The organism is Micromonospora okii (assembly GCF_020884795.1).
GTDB lineage: Bacteria > Actinomycetota > Actinomycetes > Mycobacteriales > Micromonosporaceae > Micromonospora > Micromonospora okii.
The window spans coordinates 14917-28915 of sequence record NZ_BBZF01000014.1 but is presented as its reverse complement, the minus strand read 5'-3'; the positions used below and the strand labels follow the sequence as shown (position 1 = coordinate 28915).

The window sequence follows — 13999 nt, the reverse complement described above, 5'->3', positions numbered from 1 at the left end:
GTGGCCCCGCCCCGGGGCCGGGGCGGCTGCCGGGTCAGCATAGGGCCGGGACGGATCGGTCCCGGCCATAGCAGATCGTCGACCCCGGCGGGCGTCGTCCACAACGGACCGGCTGTCCACAGGGCCGGCGGCCCGGCGGTGGCGGCGGCGCCGCAGGCCCGGCACGCTGCGGGGATGCGGACGATAAGCGGAACGGGCGGCAACGAACGACCCTGGTCCGGCGGCCTCCGGGGCGGCGGGGCGCGGCTGGCCACGGCGGCACTCGGAGTGCTCGCCCTCGTCGCCGCACCCGGCTTCGTCCCGCCGCCGGTCGTCGCCGTCGCCGGGGCCGCCGCGCCGATGCCGGTCAGGGCGTTCCGGTGGCCGCTCGACGGCGCGTTCCGACCCGCCCGTCGGTTCGAGCCGCCGCCGCAGCCGTGGCTGCCGGGTCACCGGGGCGTCGACCTGGCCGCCGCGCCGGCCGCCGTGGTCCGGGCCGCCGGGCCGGGGGTGGTCCTCTTCGCCGGCCCGGTCGCCGGTCGCCCCGTGGTCACGGTCGGGCACGCGGCGGGGCTGCGCACCACGTACGAGCCGGTGCGGCCCGGGGTCCGCGCCGGTGACCGGGTGGCCGCCGGGGCACCGCTGGGGCGGTTGCTGTCCGGACACGCCGGCTGTCCCGAACCGGCCTGCCTGCACTGGGGGCTGCGCCGGGGCGAGGAGTACCTGGACCCGCTGGCCCTGCTCGGGCTCGGTCCCGTCCGGCTCCTGCCCACCTGACGGGGCCGTTTCGCGTCAGCGCTGGGCGAGCAGCGCGGGCAGCCGCGCGGCGAGCCGCTCGTACTCGTCCGGCGAGTTGTAGACCTGACCGGACACGCGCAGCCAGCCCCGGCCGTCCCAGGTGCTCACCGCCACCTCGGCGGCGAGCCGCTCGGCGATCCGGATCCGCAGCGCGCGGGCCGCGTCGACCGTGGTGGCGAGCCCGGCCGGGAGCGGCACGATCCGCATGGCCACCGTCGGCCCGCCCGGCTCAGGCAGGTCGGTCGGCGCGAGCCCCAGCGCGTCGGCGAGGACCCGTTGCCCGTACGCCGCCAGGGCCGCGTTGTGCGCGCGCACCCGGTCGACGCCGAGGGTGCGCAGGGTCCAGAGGCCGGCCGGCGCGGCCAGCCAGGGGGTGTAGTCCAGGGTCGCCTGCCACTCGACGTTGCCCGGGAAGCCGGCCGCCTGCTCCCAGGAGACCACCAGCGGCTCCACCCGGTCCCGCCACGGCGGCGCCACCACCAGCACGGCGGTGCCGCGCGGGGCGTATCCCCACTTGTGCAGGTTGCCCACCCAGAAGTCCGCGCCGACGTCCGCGACCGGGGTCGGCAGCATTCCCGGCGCGTGCGCGCCGTCCACGAGCACCGGTACGCCGTGCCCGTGCGCCGCCGCGACGATCGCGGCGACCGGGAAGAGGCGGGCGGTGGCCGAGGTGAGCTGGTCGACGACGAGCAGCTTGGTGCAGCCGGGGCGCAGCCCGGCGCGGACGGCCTCGACGACCTGCGCGTCCGTCGCCGTCAACGGCACGGGCAGGGTGCGGTGGGTGGCCCCGGTGCGCCGGCACTCCCGGTCTACCGAGAAGCCGACCGCGCCGTAGCCGTGGTCGGTGGTGAGCACCTCGTCGCCGGGGCGCAAACCGACGGACTGGAGCACCACGGCCACGCCGGTGGTGGCGTTGCCGATCAGGGCGGTGCCGTCGGGGTCGGCGCCGAGGAAGGCGGCCAGGTGCCGGCGGCTGTGGGTGACGCGTTCGGCCAGGCCGGGCCCGAGGAAGCGCGGCGGGTTCGCCTCCATCTCGTCGCGCAGCCGCTGCTGGGCGCGCTGCACGCCGATTGGCACGGCCCCGAACGAGCCGTGGTTGAGGTGGCTCACCGCCGGATCGAGCGAGAAGAGCAGCCGGGCGCCGGGGATGGGCTCGGGCGGCTGCGGCGCGCTCATTGCTTGATCGTAGCCCGGACATCGACGGACGGCCGCTCGGCGAGGAGGACGAGGTCCCCGGCCGCCCGACGCCGCCACGGCTCGCGGACGCCACTCGGACGCGTAGGTGGGTCGGGACGCTGCTGCCCCCTCGCTCAGGCGCGGTGCGTCGGCGCGCGGTGGGTCGCGGACGCCGCTGCGCCATCCCGGCGCGAGGTGGGCCTGCCCGCCGCTTTGTTGCTCAGGCGCGCGGGTGGGCCTGCCGACGCCGCTTCGTCGCTCAGGCGCGCGGGTGGGCCTGCCGGTACGCGGCCCGCAGCCGCTCCACCGACACGTGGGTGTAGATCTGTGTGCTGGCCAGCGACGAGTGGCCGAGCAGCTCCTGCACCGCGCGCAGGTCGGCCCCGCCCTCCAGTAGGTGGGTCGCGGCGGAGTGGCGCAGCCCGTGCGGGCTGGTCCGGGGCAGCCCGGCCGCCTCCGCGTACCCGGCGACGATCCGCCGGGCCGTCGTCGGGTGCAGCCGCCCGCCGCGCGCCCCGAGCAGCAGGGCGTCGCCGGAGCCCGGCCCGGCCAGGACGGGCCGCCCGACCCGCAGCCACTCGTCGAGCGCCCGCTGCGCGGGCACCCCGTACGGCACGGAACGCTCCCGCGAGCCCTTCCCGAGCACCCGGACCACCCGCCGGGAGTGGTCCACGTCGACGACGTCGAGGCCGCACGCCTCGCTGACCCGTACCCCGGTCGCGTAGAGCAGTTCGAGCAGCACCCGGTCCCGCGACACCACGGCCCGTTCCTCCTCCCCGCCCGCCTCGGGTGGAGAGATCTTGGTGAGATTCGGCCCCTCCGGGGGCCGTTCCGTACCAAGATCTCCGGTGCGTGGGGCCGCGACCAGGGCGGACGCCTGGTCGGCGCGGAGCACGGTCGGCAGGTCCCGGTGGGCCCGGGGGCTCGCCAGCGGCGCGGCCACGTCGGCGGGGAGCAGCCCCGCCCGGTGGGCCCAGGCGCTGAACGTGCGCGCCGAGGCGGCCCGGCGGGCCATCGTGGTGCGGGCGGCCCCGGTGGTCCGCTGCTTCGCCAGCCAACTGCGCAGCACAGCGAGGTCCAGGTCGGCGACCCCGGCGCAGCCCATCCGGGTGGCGTGGTCGAGCAGGGAGACCAGGTCGCCGACGTACGCCCGGACGGTGTGCGCCGAGCGGTTGCGCACCCGGGCCAGGTGGTCGGCGAAGTCGTCCACCGCCTCGCGCATCCCGGCCGGGAGGGCGGCGTGCATCTCCCTCGTGCCGGGCCCGGCGCGGCTCACGGGGGCCCGCCCCGCGCGCCCGTCCGCCGGTAGGGCCCCCCTCCGTCGCCTCGCACCGGCCCAGCTTACGAGCGCGCGGCCCCCGGGGCAGCCCGGCGGCCCGACCGGCCCGGCGCACCGCCGGTGCGCCGGGGAGACGGTGCGACGGAGAGGCGACGCGGCGTGATCGGTGCTGGCTGGGGAGTGGTCGGCGGGGGAAACTGGGAGGTACCACGTCGCCGGTGCCAGTGCTGCCACCAGGTGCGTACGCAGCCCCGCCCGTGCCGACGCGACGCGGCCGGGACGGGCGGCCCCAGGAAGGATGGGACCGAGCATGGGCCTGGACGTCGTCCTCTACCGGCTGGTCCGCCCCGGCCCCGGCCGTCGCCGCCCGTCGTACGCCACCGTGCAGGTGGTGGCCGACCCGCGCGACGTGCTGGTGGACCTGCTCGGGCGGGTACGCGGCGGAGGCCGCACCCCGCTGCTGGACCGGCTCGACCCGGGCGGCGAGCTGGTCGTGGCGGTCGACCAGGTGCCGCAACTGCTCGTCGAGCTGCGCTGCCTCGGTGAGGCGGCCGGCACCCCGGCGGAGGCGGACCAGGTCCGTCGGTTGGCGGAGCTGGCCCGGCGAAGCCTACGCGACCACGACGTGCAGATCCGCTTCGAGGGCGACTGAGTGCCACACCCCCGGCGCGCGGCGTCAGGGCGGCGGATCGGGCGGGGCGCCGGCGGGCCGGGCCGGCTGCGCGACCAGCGCGTACCCGTCGTCGCGGCGGCGGACCAGGCCCAACTCCTCCAGCAGCGACAGTTTGCGCAGGGCGGTGCGGACGTCGACCCCGGCGCGGGCGGCCAGCCGGTCCACGCCGGTCGCCCCGCGCCGGGGCAGCGCCTCCAGCACCAGCGTCGCCTCGTCGTCGAGCAGATCCCGGGGATGCCGTGCGGCGCGCGCCAGTGGCGCCAGGTCGACGCCGATGCGGCCGACCTCCTCCAGCACGTGCGGCACGCCGGTGACCAGCCGCGCCGACGGTTGTTCCCGCAGCACCTCGTGCGCGCCGACCGACATGGCGGAGGTGACCGGGCCCGGCACCACCATCGCGTACCGCCCGGCGGCGAGGGCCCGGTTGAGGGTCTGCGTCGCGCCGCTGCGGGCCGCCGCCTCGACCAGGACGGTGCCCCGGGTCGCCGCCGCGATCACCCGGTTGCGGATGAGGAACCGGGGGCGGTGCGGCTCCGCCCCGGGCATCCACTCGCTGACCAGCAGCCCCGTCTCGGCGATGCGGTCGAACAGCGCGGCGTTGCCCGACGGGTAGGGCCGGTCGATGCCGCAGGCGAGCACCGCCACCGTCAGTCCGCCCGCGTTGAGCGCGCCCCGGTGGGCCGCCGCGTCGATGCCGTAGGCGCCCCCGGAGACCACCGTCCAGTCCCGGTCGGCCAGCCCGTAGCCCAGTTCGGTGGCCACGTGCAGCCCGTACGGGGTGGCCGCCCGCGCGCCGACCACCGAGACCGCCCGGTCCAGCGCCTCCCGCAGCGGCCACCCGCCACGAACCCAGAGGCAGAGCGGGGGAGCGGTCTCCCGGTCCACCCGCCGCTCCCGGCTCGGCAACACCATGTCGCGCAGGCTGTCCACGCCCGGCGGCCACTCCTCGTCGTCGGGGGTGACGATCCGGGCGCCCGCCCGCTCCGTACGGGCCAGGGCTTCGGCCGCCACGTCGCGCGCGTCCGCCTCCCCGGACCGGGCCGCCACGGCGGCGCGCAGCCACTCCTCCGGCGCGCCCCCGTCGAGCAGCAGCTCCAGCGCGCCGGCCGGGCCGAGCCGGTCGACCAGCGCGTACACCGATCGGGTGCCGGGCTCGGCGAACCAGGTCAACGCCACCCGGGCCAGCAGGTCGTCCTCGGTGCTCATGCCGCGTCCCCCATCCTGAGCTGGATCGCCTCGCGGACGTCGTCGGCGTGCGGGCGGCTCCGCCCGTCCAGGTCGGCGATCGTCCACGCCATTCGGATCACCCGGTCGAAGCCGCGCGCCGACAGGGACCCGCAGTCGAGTCGAGCGCGCAGCTCCCGGGTGTCCCGGTCGGGCAACCGCCACGGCGGGCGTCGCAGCCACGGCCCGGGGGCCTCCGCGTTGACCCGCCAGCCGTCGCCGGCCCACCGTTCGGCGGCGGCCCGGCGGGCGTCCGCCACCCGCGCCGCGACGGCGGCCGACGGCTCGCCGGTCGCCAGCGACTCCATCAGCTCCGCGGACCGCAGCGGCGGCAGGGTCACCTGCACGTCGATCCGGTCCAGCAGCGGCCCGGAGAGGCGGCCCAGGTAGCGGCGGCGGACCTGCGGCGCGCACTCGCAGTACGTGTCGCCGGCCGGCCGCGCACAGGGGCAGGGATTGGCGGCGAGCACCAGTTGCGTCCGGGCCGGGTACTCGGTGCCGCCCCGGCTGCGGGCGAGCAGCACCCGGCCGTGCTCCAGCGGTTGGCGCAGCGCCTCCAGCGCCCCCTTGCCGAACTCCGGCGCCTCGTCGAGGAACAGCACCCCGCGGTGGGCCAGCGACACCGCGCCGGGGCGGGCCAGCCCGGACCCGCCGCCGACCAGGGAGGCCACCGTCGCCGTGTGGTGGGGGGCCTGGAACGGGGGCCGGCGCAGCAGCCGCCCGCCCGCCGGCAGCAGCCCGGCGATCGAGTGCAGCGCGGTGACCTCCAGCGCGGCGGCGTCGTCCAGCTCGGGCAGGATCGACGGCAGCCGCTCGGCGAGCATCGTCTTGCCGGCACCGGGCGGGCCGAACAGCGCCAGGTGGTGCCCACCGGCGGCGGCCACCTCCAGGGCGCGACGACCGAGCGCCTGCCCGGCCACCTCGGCGAGGTCCGGCCCGCCCGACTCTAGCGGGGGCGTCGGGGCGGGCGACTCGATCAGCGGCGCGCCGTCCCGGACGAACCCGACCAGCCGGTGCAGCGTGTCCACCGCGCGGACCCGGACGCCCGGGACGACCGCCGCCTCGGCGGCGTTGGCGACCGGAACGATCACCCGCTCCAGCCCGGCCCGAGCGGCGGCGGCCACCATGGGCAGCACCCCGCGCACCGGCCGGACGGTGCCGTCGAGGCCGAGCTCCCCGAGGACCACCACCCGCTCCAGCGGCAGCAGCGGCAGCTCACCGGAGCCGCCGAGCAGCGCCACCGCGATGGCGAGATCGAAGGCCGAGCCGAACTTCGGCATCGTCGCCGGCAGCAGGTTGAGGGTGATCCGCCGGTTGGGCCAGCGCTGGCCGGAGTTGACGACGGCGGCCCGGACCCGGTCGCGCGCCTCGTGCAGGGTGGTGTCCGGCAACCCGGAGATCACCACGGCCGGCAGCCCCGGCGCGAGGTCCGCCTCCACCTCCACCACGTGCCCGGTCACCCCGACCAATCCCACGCAGAGAACCTTCGCGTAGCTCACGCCCGGCCACCCATCTCAGAACGCTCCCTTGAGGTGCTCCACCCGGGCCGCGCCGGCGTCGGCCAGCTCGACGGCGAGCACGTCGAACCGCACCTCGTCGGCGCTGGTGCCGGTCTCCGCGAGCCACCGGGCGGCCAGCCCCCGCAGCCGCCGCGCCTTCGTCGGCACCACCGCCTCGGCCGGGGTGCCGAAGTCGGCCGTACGCCGGGTCTTCACCTCGCAGAAGGCGAGCACCGGGCCGTCCCAGGCGATGATGTCGATCTCGCCGGCCGGGCAACGCCAGTTCCGGGCGACCGGGCGCAGCCCCGCGCCGATCAGGTGCCGGACGGCGCACCGTTCCCCGTACGCGCCGACCGCCTGGTTCCGCTTCGTCATGGGCGGCACGATGCCCGCTCCGGCGTCCCACCGTGCGGTGCCTGTGGACAACGGGGCCCCCTGTGGACGACCGGACGATCATGCCTTCGGTGTGCTATGAGGCCGTCCCGCGTCGGGCGGCGCGCCTCGTCGGGATGGCGCGCGGGGGCGCCTGTCACATACGGTGCCCGTCGTGAACGCACGACGGAGCTTTCCCGATGATGATCAGGAGCCGCGCTGGTACGCCGGCGAGCGCGGATACGGGGAGTCGGACTGGCGCGCGGCAGGCGACGATCGCTACGGCGCGGACGAGTTGCGCGTCCCCGACCAGCGGGGGGACACCGGCGAGCGGCGCTACGACGAGCTGACCGACCCGCCCGTCGGCCGGTACGGCGAGACCGGGCGACACGGTGCGGACGACGCCTTCGGGCGCACCGACCCCGACACGGACAGCTACCGGTCGTCGCGCTCGCGGCGGGCCAACACGGGCTCGCTCGGGTTCTCGGCAGAGGAGCTGGCGGCGGAGCGGGAGGCGCGCCGGGCAACGCGGTCCGCCGACACGGGCCGGCCCGCCGACGTCGGGCGTGCCGGCGTCGGACGGTTCGCCGACGTCGAGCGGTCGGGTGATGTCGTTCGGTTCGGGGACGTCGAGCGGTCGGGTGAGGTCGCTCGGTTCGCCGACGTCGAGCGGTCGGGCGAGGTCGCTCGGTTCGGCGACAGCGAGCGGTCGGGCGACGTCGGGCGGTTCGGTGACGTCGAGCGGTCGGGCGACGTGGGGCGGTTCGCCGACAGCGAGAGGTCCGGTGACATCCGGCGGTTCGGCGACGTCGAGCGGTCCGGCGACATCGGGCGGTCGAGCGAGGCGGCGCTGCCGGCCAGCCAGCGCTCCGTCACGTTCCCGCTGACCGTCGGCCAGCGCCCGACGCCGGTCTCCGGCACGCCGTACGACACGCGCGAGTCGACCCACCGCGACGCTCCGCTCGACCCCGCCCCGCTCGGCGTCGACCCGGCGCGTGGGCTGGAGCCGCCCCGCCCCGCCCCGCTGGCCGGGTACCCGATCGTGGAGCCGAGCCGCCCCGGCGAGCCCGACCGGCCGGTCGAGCCGGCCCGCCCGCCGGCCGCCGAGCCGGACCGGGGCGCGGGCACCGCCAGCGGCGTCGGCCTGAGCCCCGCCAGCGGCGTCGGCCTGGGCCCCGACAGTGGCGTCGGTCTGGGCCCCGGCGCCGGCCCGGAGCGCGCTCCCGAAGCGGCCCGCCCCGTCGACGCGCCGCACCCGCTGGACCTGCCGACCGGGCCGATGCCCCCGATCGCTCCCCGCCCGGACCTGGCCCCGCCCGCGCTGGAGGCGTACCCCTCGGACGCGCTGCGTCGTCCCGGCCCGGCGCCCTCCGACGGCGTCTACCGGACCCGCCGCCCCGCGCTCGCCGTACTGATCTCGGTGCTGGTCCTGGCCTTCGAGATCCCGGCCCTGCGGGTGCTGCGTCACGGCCTGCTGGGCGACCCGCTCTCCGCCGCCGACGTCGTGGTGGGCACCTTCCTCGTCGCCGGGTTGCCGATCTTCGGTGTCGGCCTCTACGGGCTGCGCACGGGAGGGCTCGCGCTCGCCGACGGCAGCCGGGGCTGGCTCCGGCCGCCGACGGCGTACCTCACGGTGGGCCTGGTGCTCTTCGTCGCCGCCGCGCTGGCCGCCCGCTGAGCGCGGCGCTGGCTGCCGACTGGCCGCCCGCCGACCGCCGCGCTGGCCGCCCGCTGAGCGGCACGCTGGCCGCCCGCTGAGCGGCACGCTGGCCGCCCGCTGAGCGGCACGCTGGCCGCCCGCTGAGCGGCGCTGGCCGCCCCTGTCCCGCCCGCTGACCGGCGGGCGGGACAGGGGCGTACACTGGTCGACTGGCGACCGCCTCGCGCGGTCGACCTCGCGCGCCCTCCTCACGAATCGTCGTGGGGCGACGGCCTCCCTGGTCCCGATCTTGGTCGGGCCCACCATGGCCGGCGACCAGGTGCCAGGACGCCCGGCCATACCGGCCCGGGCGTGACAACCAGGGATCTTGAGGAGTACCCACCATGGCCGTCGTGACCATGCGTCAGCTGCTGGAGAGCGGTGTCCACTTCGGGCACCAGACCCGGCGCTGGAACCCGAAGATGAAGCGCTTCATCATGACCGAGCGCAACGGCATCTACATCATCGACCTGCGCCAGACCCTCGACTACATCGAGAAGGCGTACGACTTCGTGCGCAACACGGTGGCCGAGGGCGGCAGCATCCTGTTCGTCGGCACGAAGAAGCAGGCCCAGGAGGCCATCTCCGAGCAGGCGACCCGGGTCGGTCAGCCGTACGTCAACCACCGCTGGCTCGGCGGCATGCTGACCAACTTCCAGACGGTGTACAAGCGGCTCCAGCGGATGAAGGAGCTGGAGGCCCTGGGCGACCTGAGCGGCACCGCCGCCGGTTACACCAAGAAGGAGACGCTCCAGCTCTCCCGCGAGAAGATCAAGCTCACCAAGACCCTCGGTGGTCTGCGGGACATGCAGAAGCTCCCGGCCGCGGTCTGGATCGTCGACACCAAGAAGGAGCACATCGCCGTCGACGAGGCCCGCAAGCTGGGCATCCCGGTCATCGCGGTGCTGGACACCAACTGCGACCCGGACGAGGTCGACTTCCCGATCCCGGGCAACGACGACGCGATCCGCTCCGCCGAGCTGCTGACCAAGGTCGTGGCCGCCGCCGTCGCCGACGGCCTGATCGCCCGTTCCGGCCGTCGCCGGGGCGGCGACGAGAAGCCGGAGGCGGGCCAGGTCGGTGCCGACGAGCCGCTGGCCGAGTGGGAGCGCGAGCTGCTGGAGGAGCCGAAGAAGGCCGACGAGCAGCCGAAGAAGGCCGACGAGCAGCCGGCGGCCGCCGCCGCGGAGTGACCGCGCCGCCGCGTCCCCGCCGTCCGGTTCTCGCCGGCGGCGGGGGCGCGCGGTACGCCGGGCACATCCGGCCCTGATCCGGGTAACCGGACCCCAGAACATCCCACCGCAGTCTCAGACACCGAAGAGAGAGTCATGTCCAACTTCACCGCCGCGGACGTCAAGAAGCTCCGCGACCTCACCGGCGCCGGCATGATGGACTGCAAGAAGGCGCTGGCCGAGGCCGAGGGCGACTTCGACAAGGCCGTCGAGATCCTGCGCGTCAAGGGCGCGAAGGACGTCGGCAAGCGTGCCGGCCGGACGGCCGCCAACGGTCTGGTCGCGCACTCCGGCAAGGCGCTGCTGGAGCTCAACTGCGAGACCGACTTCGTCGCCAAGAACGACGCCTTCATCGCGCTGGCCCAGCAGCTCGTCGAGCACGGCGAGGCCAGCGGCGTCAGCTCCGCCGAGGAGCTGCTCGCCAGCACCATCGACGGCAAGCCGGTCGCCGAGCTGGTCCAGGAGCAGTCCGCCAAGATCGGCGAGAAGCTGGTGCTGAACCGCTTCGCCAAGGTCGACGGCACGGTCGCGGTCTACCTGCACCGCAAGAGCCAGGACCTGCCGCCCGCCGTCGGCGTGCTGGTGGAGTACGCCGGCAAGACCGACGAGGCCGGCGAGTCGGACGCCCGCGCCGTGGCCATGCAGATCGCGGCGATGCGGCCGAAGTACCTCACCCGCGACGAGGTTCCGGCCGACGTGGTCGAGGCCGAGCGGCGCATCGCCGAGCAGACCGCCCGCGAGGAGAACAAGCCCGAGGCGGCGCTGCCGAAGATCGTCGACGGCCGGGTGAACGCCTTCTTCAAGGACTACGTCCTGGTCGAGCAGGCGTCGGTCTCCGACAACAAGAAGACCGTGAAGCAGGTGCTGGCCGAGGCCGGCATCGAGGTGACCCGCTTCCTGCGGTTCGAGGTCGGCCAGGCCTGAGCCGCCGGCCTGGGCGGGACGCGCCCACGGGCAGGGAACGACGAGGGGGAGGTCGCTGGTGTACGTGACAGGCACCGCGGCCTCCCCGTCGCATAGGGTCAGCGACGGCAGGTACGCGGTATCCGGCGCACGCGGGGTGCGCGCGGGGAAGGGCGGGGCGGATGACGCAGGTTGTGAGTGACCGGAGCCTGGCGGCGGAGGACGCGATCGACCCGGCTCCCCGCCGGGCGCGGCGGGTGGTGCTGAAGCTCTCCGGTGAGGTCTTCGGCGGCGGTGCGATCGGCGTCGACCCGGACGTCGTGCAGGGCATCGCCCGGCAGATCGCCACCGTGGTGCGCCGGGGCGTGCAGGTCTCCGTGGTGGTCGGGGGCGGCAACTTCTTCCGGGGCGCGGAGTTGCAGAAGCGCGGGATGGACCGCGCCCGCGCCGACTACATGGGCATGCTGGGCACCGTGATGAACTGCCTCGCCCTCCAGGACTTCCTGGAGAAGGAGGGCATCGAGACGCGGGTGCAGACCGCGATCACGATGGCCCAGGTCGCGGAGCCGTACATTCCGCTGCGCGCGATCCGGCACCTGGAGAAGGGCCGCGTGGTCATCTTCGGCGCGGGCGCCGGCATGCCGTACTTCTCCACCGACACGGTGGCCGCCCAGCGGGCCCTGGAGATCCAGGCCGACGTGGTGCTGATGAGCAAGAACGGCGTGGACGCCGTCTACACGGCCGACCCCCGGATCGACCCGAACGCCAGCAGGCTCGACTCGATCACCTTCGCGGAGGCGCTGCGGCGCAACCTGCGGGTGGCCGACGCCGCCGCGTTCAGCCTGTGCATGGAGAACGGCCTGCCGATGCTGGTCTTCGGCGCGCAGGGCGACGACACGATCATCCGTGCGGTGGGTGGCGACAAGATCGGCACCCTGATCACGGCCTGAACGGCCGGTGGCCGGCGAGCGACGGTCCTCCGACACGACAGCACAGCCCACGACGAGCACAAGAAGGAGGCGAGGAGACCGGTGATCGACGACACCCTCCTCGAGGCCGAGGAGAAGATGGAGCGTGCCATCGAGCACGCCAAGGAGGAGTTCGGCGCCATCCGCACCGGTCGCGCCAACGCCGCCATGTTCTCCAAGATCGTTATTGACTACTACGGCACTCCCACGCCGCTGCCCCAGATGGCCTCCATCGGGGTTCCCGAGCCGCGCATGGTGATCATCAAGCCGTACGACAACTCGCAGATCAACGCCATGGAGAAGGCGATCCGCGACTCCGACCTCGGCGCAAACCCGAACAACGAGGGCAACCAGCTCCGCATCCTGCTCCCGCAGATGACCGAGGAGCGGCGCCGCGAGATGATCAAGGTCGCTCGGCACAAGGGCGAGGAGGCCAAGGTCGCCATCCGCAACATCCGCCGCAAGGGCAAGGAAGAGCTGGACCGGCTCGTCAAGGACGGCGAGGTCGGCGAGGACGAGGGCCGCCGCGCCGAGAAGGACCTCGACGACCTGACCCAGAAGTACGTCGCCGGCGTCGACGAGTTGGTCAAGCACAAGGAGAGCGAACTCCTGGAGGTCTGATCCGCCCCGGCCCGGGCCGGCGCGTGACCTGCCGTGGCACCGGTGTGCCGCCGCCGTCGGGCGGCGGGGCGCCGGTGCCTTCGTCGTCGGGCGAGGGCGTCCGCCCTGCCGGGGGCGGCCGGTGCAGTAGGCTCGGCACGATTCCGGCCAACCACGCGGTGAACGGGCGGGATCACCCGGCCGTCGGGCCGGTCAACCGGACGGAACAGTCGCTGTAGGGGATGGTCTTGGTCGTACGTCATGTGGTGAACCCCGTACCGCGTCCACTCGGTGCGTGATGTCCCACCTCGACCCCCAGCGGAGCGCCGGGCCCCGGGGCTGGGACCGGACGGACGCCCCGGCCGCGCTTCCCTGGCCCGACCGTGACCTCGAACCGCCCCAGTGGGCCCGGGGCGGAGCAGCCGGCGACACGGTGACGTTCCCCGACCCCGACCCGGTGGCGCCGGACACCATCGAGTCGCCCACGGCGGCGTTGCCCACGGTCGCCCCGGAGACGACGGCGTTGCCCACGGTCGCTCCCGACGTGGTCGCTCCGGAGACGGCGGCGTTGCCCACGGTCGCTCCCGACACGGTCGCCCCGGCCGCGGCCGCGTCGCCCACGGCGGCGTACCGGATGGAGGGGCAGGCCGGCGGCGACGCGGAGCCGGAGCTGCCCCGGGGCCGACGGGGGCCCGGCCGCCGGCGCGCCAGCTCGGCCCGCCCGCCCACCCAGCAGACCCCGCCCAGCCGCGCGGGCCGCAACCTGCCCGCCGCGATCGGCGTCGGCGTCGCCCTCGGCGCGGCCGTGCTGGTGCCGCTCTTCCTCTACCGGCCGGCCTTCCTGTTCGTGATCGCCGCCGCCGTGGCCGTCGGCATCTGGGAGATGGCCCGGGCGGTCCGCCGCAGCGGGGCCCACCCGCCGCTGGTGCCGCTGGTCGCCGGGGGCGTGATCACCGTCGGGCTGGCCTGGTTCGCCGGCCCGGACGCGCTCAGCCTGGGCCTGCTGGTCACCGTGCTCGGCACGATGGTCTGGCGGCTCGGCGACGGCCCCGGCGACTACCGGCGCGACCTGACCGCGGCCACCCTGATCGCCGTCTACGTGCCGTTCCTCGCCGGCTTCGCGGCGATGCTGGCCGCCGCACCCGACGACGGGCACCTGCGCGTGCTGCTCACCTTGGCCGCCGTGGTGCTCTCCGACACCGGCGGGTACGCCGCGGGGGCCAACTTCGGCAAGCACCCGATGGCCCCCTCGATCAGCCCGAAGAAGTCCTGGGAGGGCTTCGCCGGCTCGGTCACCGCGGCGGCTGCCGGCAGCGCCCTGCTGATCTGGCTGCTGTTCGACGTGGCCCCCTGGTGGGGCCTGGTGTTCGGGGTGGCCGTCTCCGGCGCGGCGGTCCTCGGCGACCTGGCCGAATCCATGATCAAGCGGGATCTCGGCGTGAAGGACATGAGCAACCTGCTCCCCGGGCACGGCGGGCTGATGGACCGCCTCGACTCGATCCTCTTCGCCGTCCCCACCGCGTACCTGCTGCTGGCCGTGTTCGTCCCGGCGGTGAGCTGAGGCATGAATCCTGCCGGTCATCCCGCACCGGCCGCC

The 13999-nt window shown here is 75.5% G+C and carries 12 protein-coding genes and 1 pseudogene; 8 read left to right on the top strand and 5 right to left on the bottom strand.

Features of this window, described 5'->3' with window-relative positions; translation table 11 throughout:
• The first annotated feature begins 174 nt into the window (after positions 1 to 174).
• Positions 175 to 756 carry a M23 family metallopeptidase gene (locus LPU43_RS06655; RefSeq protein ID WP_229399376.1) on the top strand — a complete coding sequence of 194 codons (582 nt, stop codon included), beginning with the start codon at positions 175 to 177 and terminating at the stop codon, positions 754 to 756.
• A gap of 15 nt (positions 757 to 771) precedes the next feature.
• Here LPU43_RS06655 and LPU43_RS06650 read toward each other — a convergent pair whose 3' ends face one another.
• Together LPU43_RS06650 and LPU43_RS06645 are read right to left on the bottom strand one after the other, a co-directional pair.
• Entirely contained in the window at positions 772 to 1953 is a 1182-nt protein-coding gene (locus tag LPU43_RS06650) for an aminotransferase class V-fold PLP-dependent enzyme (protein ID WP_229399375.1), read from the bottom strand.
• A gap of 259 nt (positions 1954 to 2212) precedes the next feature.
• The gene (locus tag LPU43_RS06645) at positions 2213 to 3199 is read right to left on the bottom strand and encodes a tyrosine recombinase XerC (RefSeq protein WP_229399374.1); all 987 of its coding nucleotides are present in this window, start codon (positions 3197 to 3199) and stop codon (positions 2213 to 2215) included.
• Between the two features lie 343 nt (positions 3200 to 3542).
• On the opposite strand from LPU43_RS06645, the gene LPU43_RS06640 reads away from it, so the two are divergent.
• On the top strand, positions 3543 to 3884 hold the full coding sequence (locus LPU43_RS06640; RefSeq protein WP_229399373.1) for a hypothetical protein: 342 nt from the start codon (positions 3543 to 3545) through the stop codon (positions 3882 to 3884).
• A 24-nt stretch (positions 3885 to 3908) separates the two neighbouring features.
• Here the strand turns inward: LPU43_RS06640 and LPU43_RS06635 are convergent, their stop codons facing one another.
• Genes LPU43_RS06635 through LPU43_RS06625 form a run of 3 tightly spaced genes read right to left on the bottom strand, consistent with a single transcriptional unit; the run spans position 3909 to position 7003 of the window.
• Entirely contained in the window at positions 3909 to 5111 is a 1203-nt protein-coding gene (locus tag LPU43_RS06635) for a DNA-processing protein DprA (protein WP_229399372.1), read from the bottom strand.
• On the bottom strand, positions 5108 to 6628 hold the full coding sequence (locus LPU43_RS06630; RefSeq protein ID WP_229399371.1) for a YifB family Mg chelatase-like AAA ATPase: 1521 nt from the start codon (positions 6626 to 6628) through the stop codon (positions 5108 to 5110). The genes LPU43_RS06635 and LPU43_RS06630 overlap by 4 nt, the downstream gene beginning before the upstream one ends.
• 15 nt (positions 6629 to 6643) lie before the next feature.
• Positions 6644 to 7003 (bottom strand): YraN family protein, encoded by a 360-nt coding sequence (locus tag LPU43_RS06625; RefSeq protein WP_229399370.1) that lies wholly within the window; start codon positions 7001 to 7003, stop codon positions 6644 to 6646.
• 1162 nt (positions 7004 to 8165) lie between these two features.
• Here LPU43_RS06625 and LPU43_RS29030 point away from each other — a divergent pair.
• The 6 genes and pseudogenes from LPU43_RS29030 to LPU43_RS06595 all read left to right on the top strand — a co-directional run.
• Positions 8166 to 8678 (top strand): annotated as a pseudogene (locus LPU43_RS29030) (hypothetical protein); the annotation flags it as partial.
• Positions 8679 to 9043: 365 nt separating this feature from the next.
• Positions 9044 to 9892: a 30S ribosomal protein S2 gene (gene rpsB, locus LPU43_RS06615; RefSeq protein WP_229399369.1), complete on the top strand. Its 849-nt coding sequence runs from the start codon at positions 9044 to 9046 to the stop codon at positions 9890 to 9892.
• Positions 9893 to 10027: 135 nt separating this feature from the next.
• Positions 10028 to 10855 (top strand): translation elongation factor Ts, encoded by an 828-nt coding sequence (gene tsf / locus LPU43_RS06610; protein WP_229399368.1) that lies wholly within the window; start codon positions 10028 to 10030, stop codon positions 10853 to 10855.
• A 161-nt stretch (positions 10856 to 11016) separates the two neighbouring features.
• Positions 11017 to 11784 carry a UMP kinase gene (gene pyrH / locus LPU43_RS06605; protein WP_229399367.1) on the top strand — a complete coding sequence of 256 codons (768 nt, stop codon included), beginning with the start codon at positions 11017 to 11019 and terminating at the stop codon, positions 11782 to 11784.
• An 81-nt stretch (positions 11785 to 11865) separates the two neighbouring features.
• Complete coding sequence (frr, locus tag LPU43_RS06600; RefSeq protein WP_229399366.1) at positions 11866 to 12423, top strand: ribosome recycling factor; 558 nt, start codon at positions 11866 to 11868, stop codon at positions 12421 to 12423.
• Positions 12424 to 12700: 277 nt separating this feature from the next.
• Positions 12701 to 13963 (top strand): phosphatidate cytidylyltransferase, encoded by a 1263-nt coding sequence (locus LPU43_RS06595; protein ID WP_229399365.1) that lies wholly within the window; start codon positions 12701 to 12703, stop codon positions 13961 to 13963.
• The last annotated feature ends 36 nt before the right edge of the window (positions 13964 to 13999 follow it).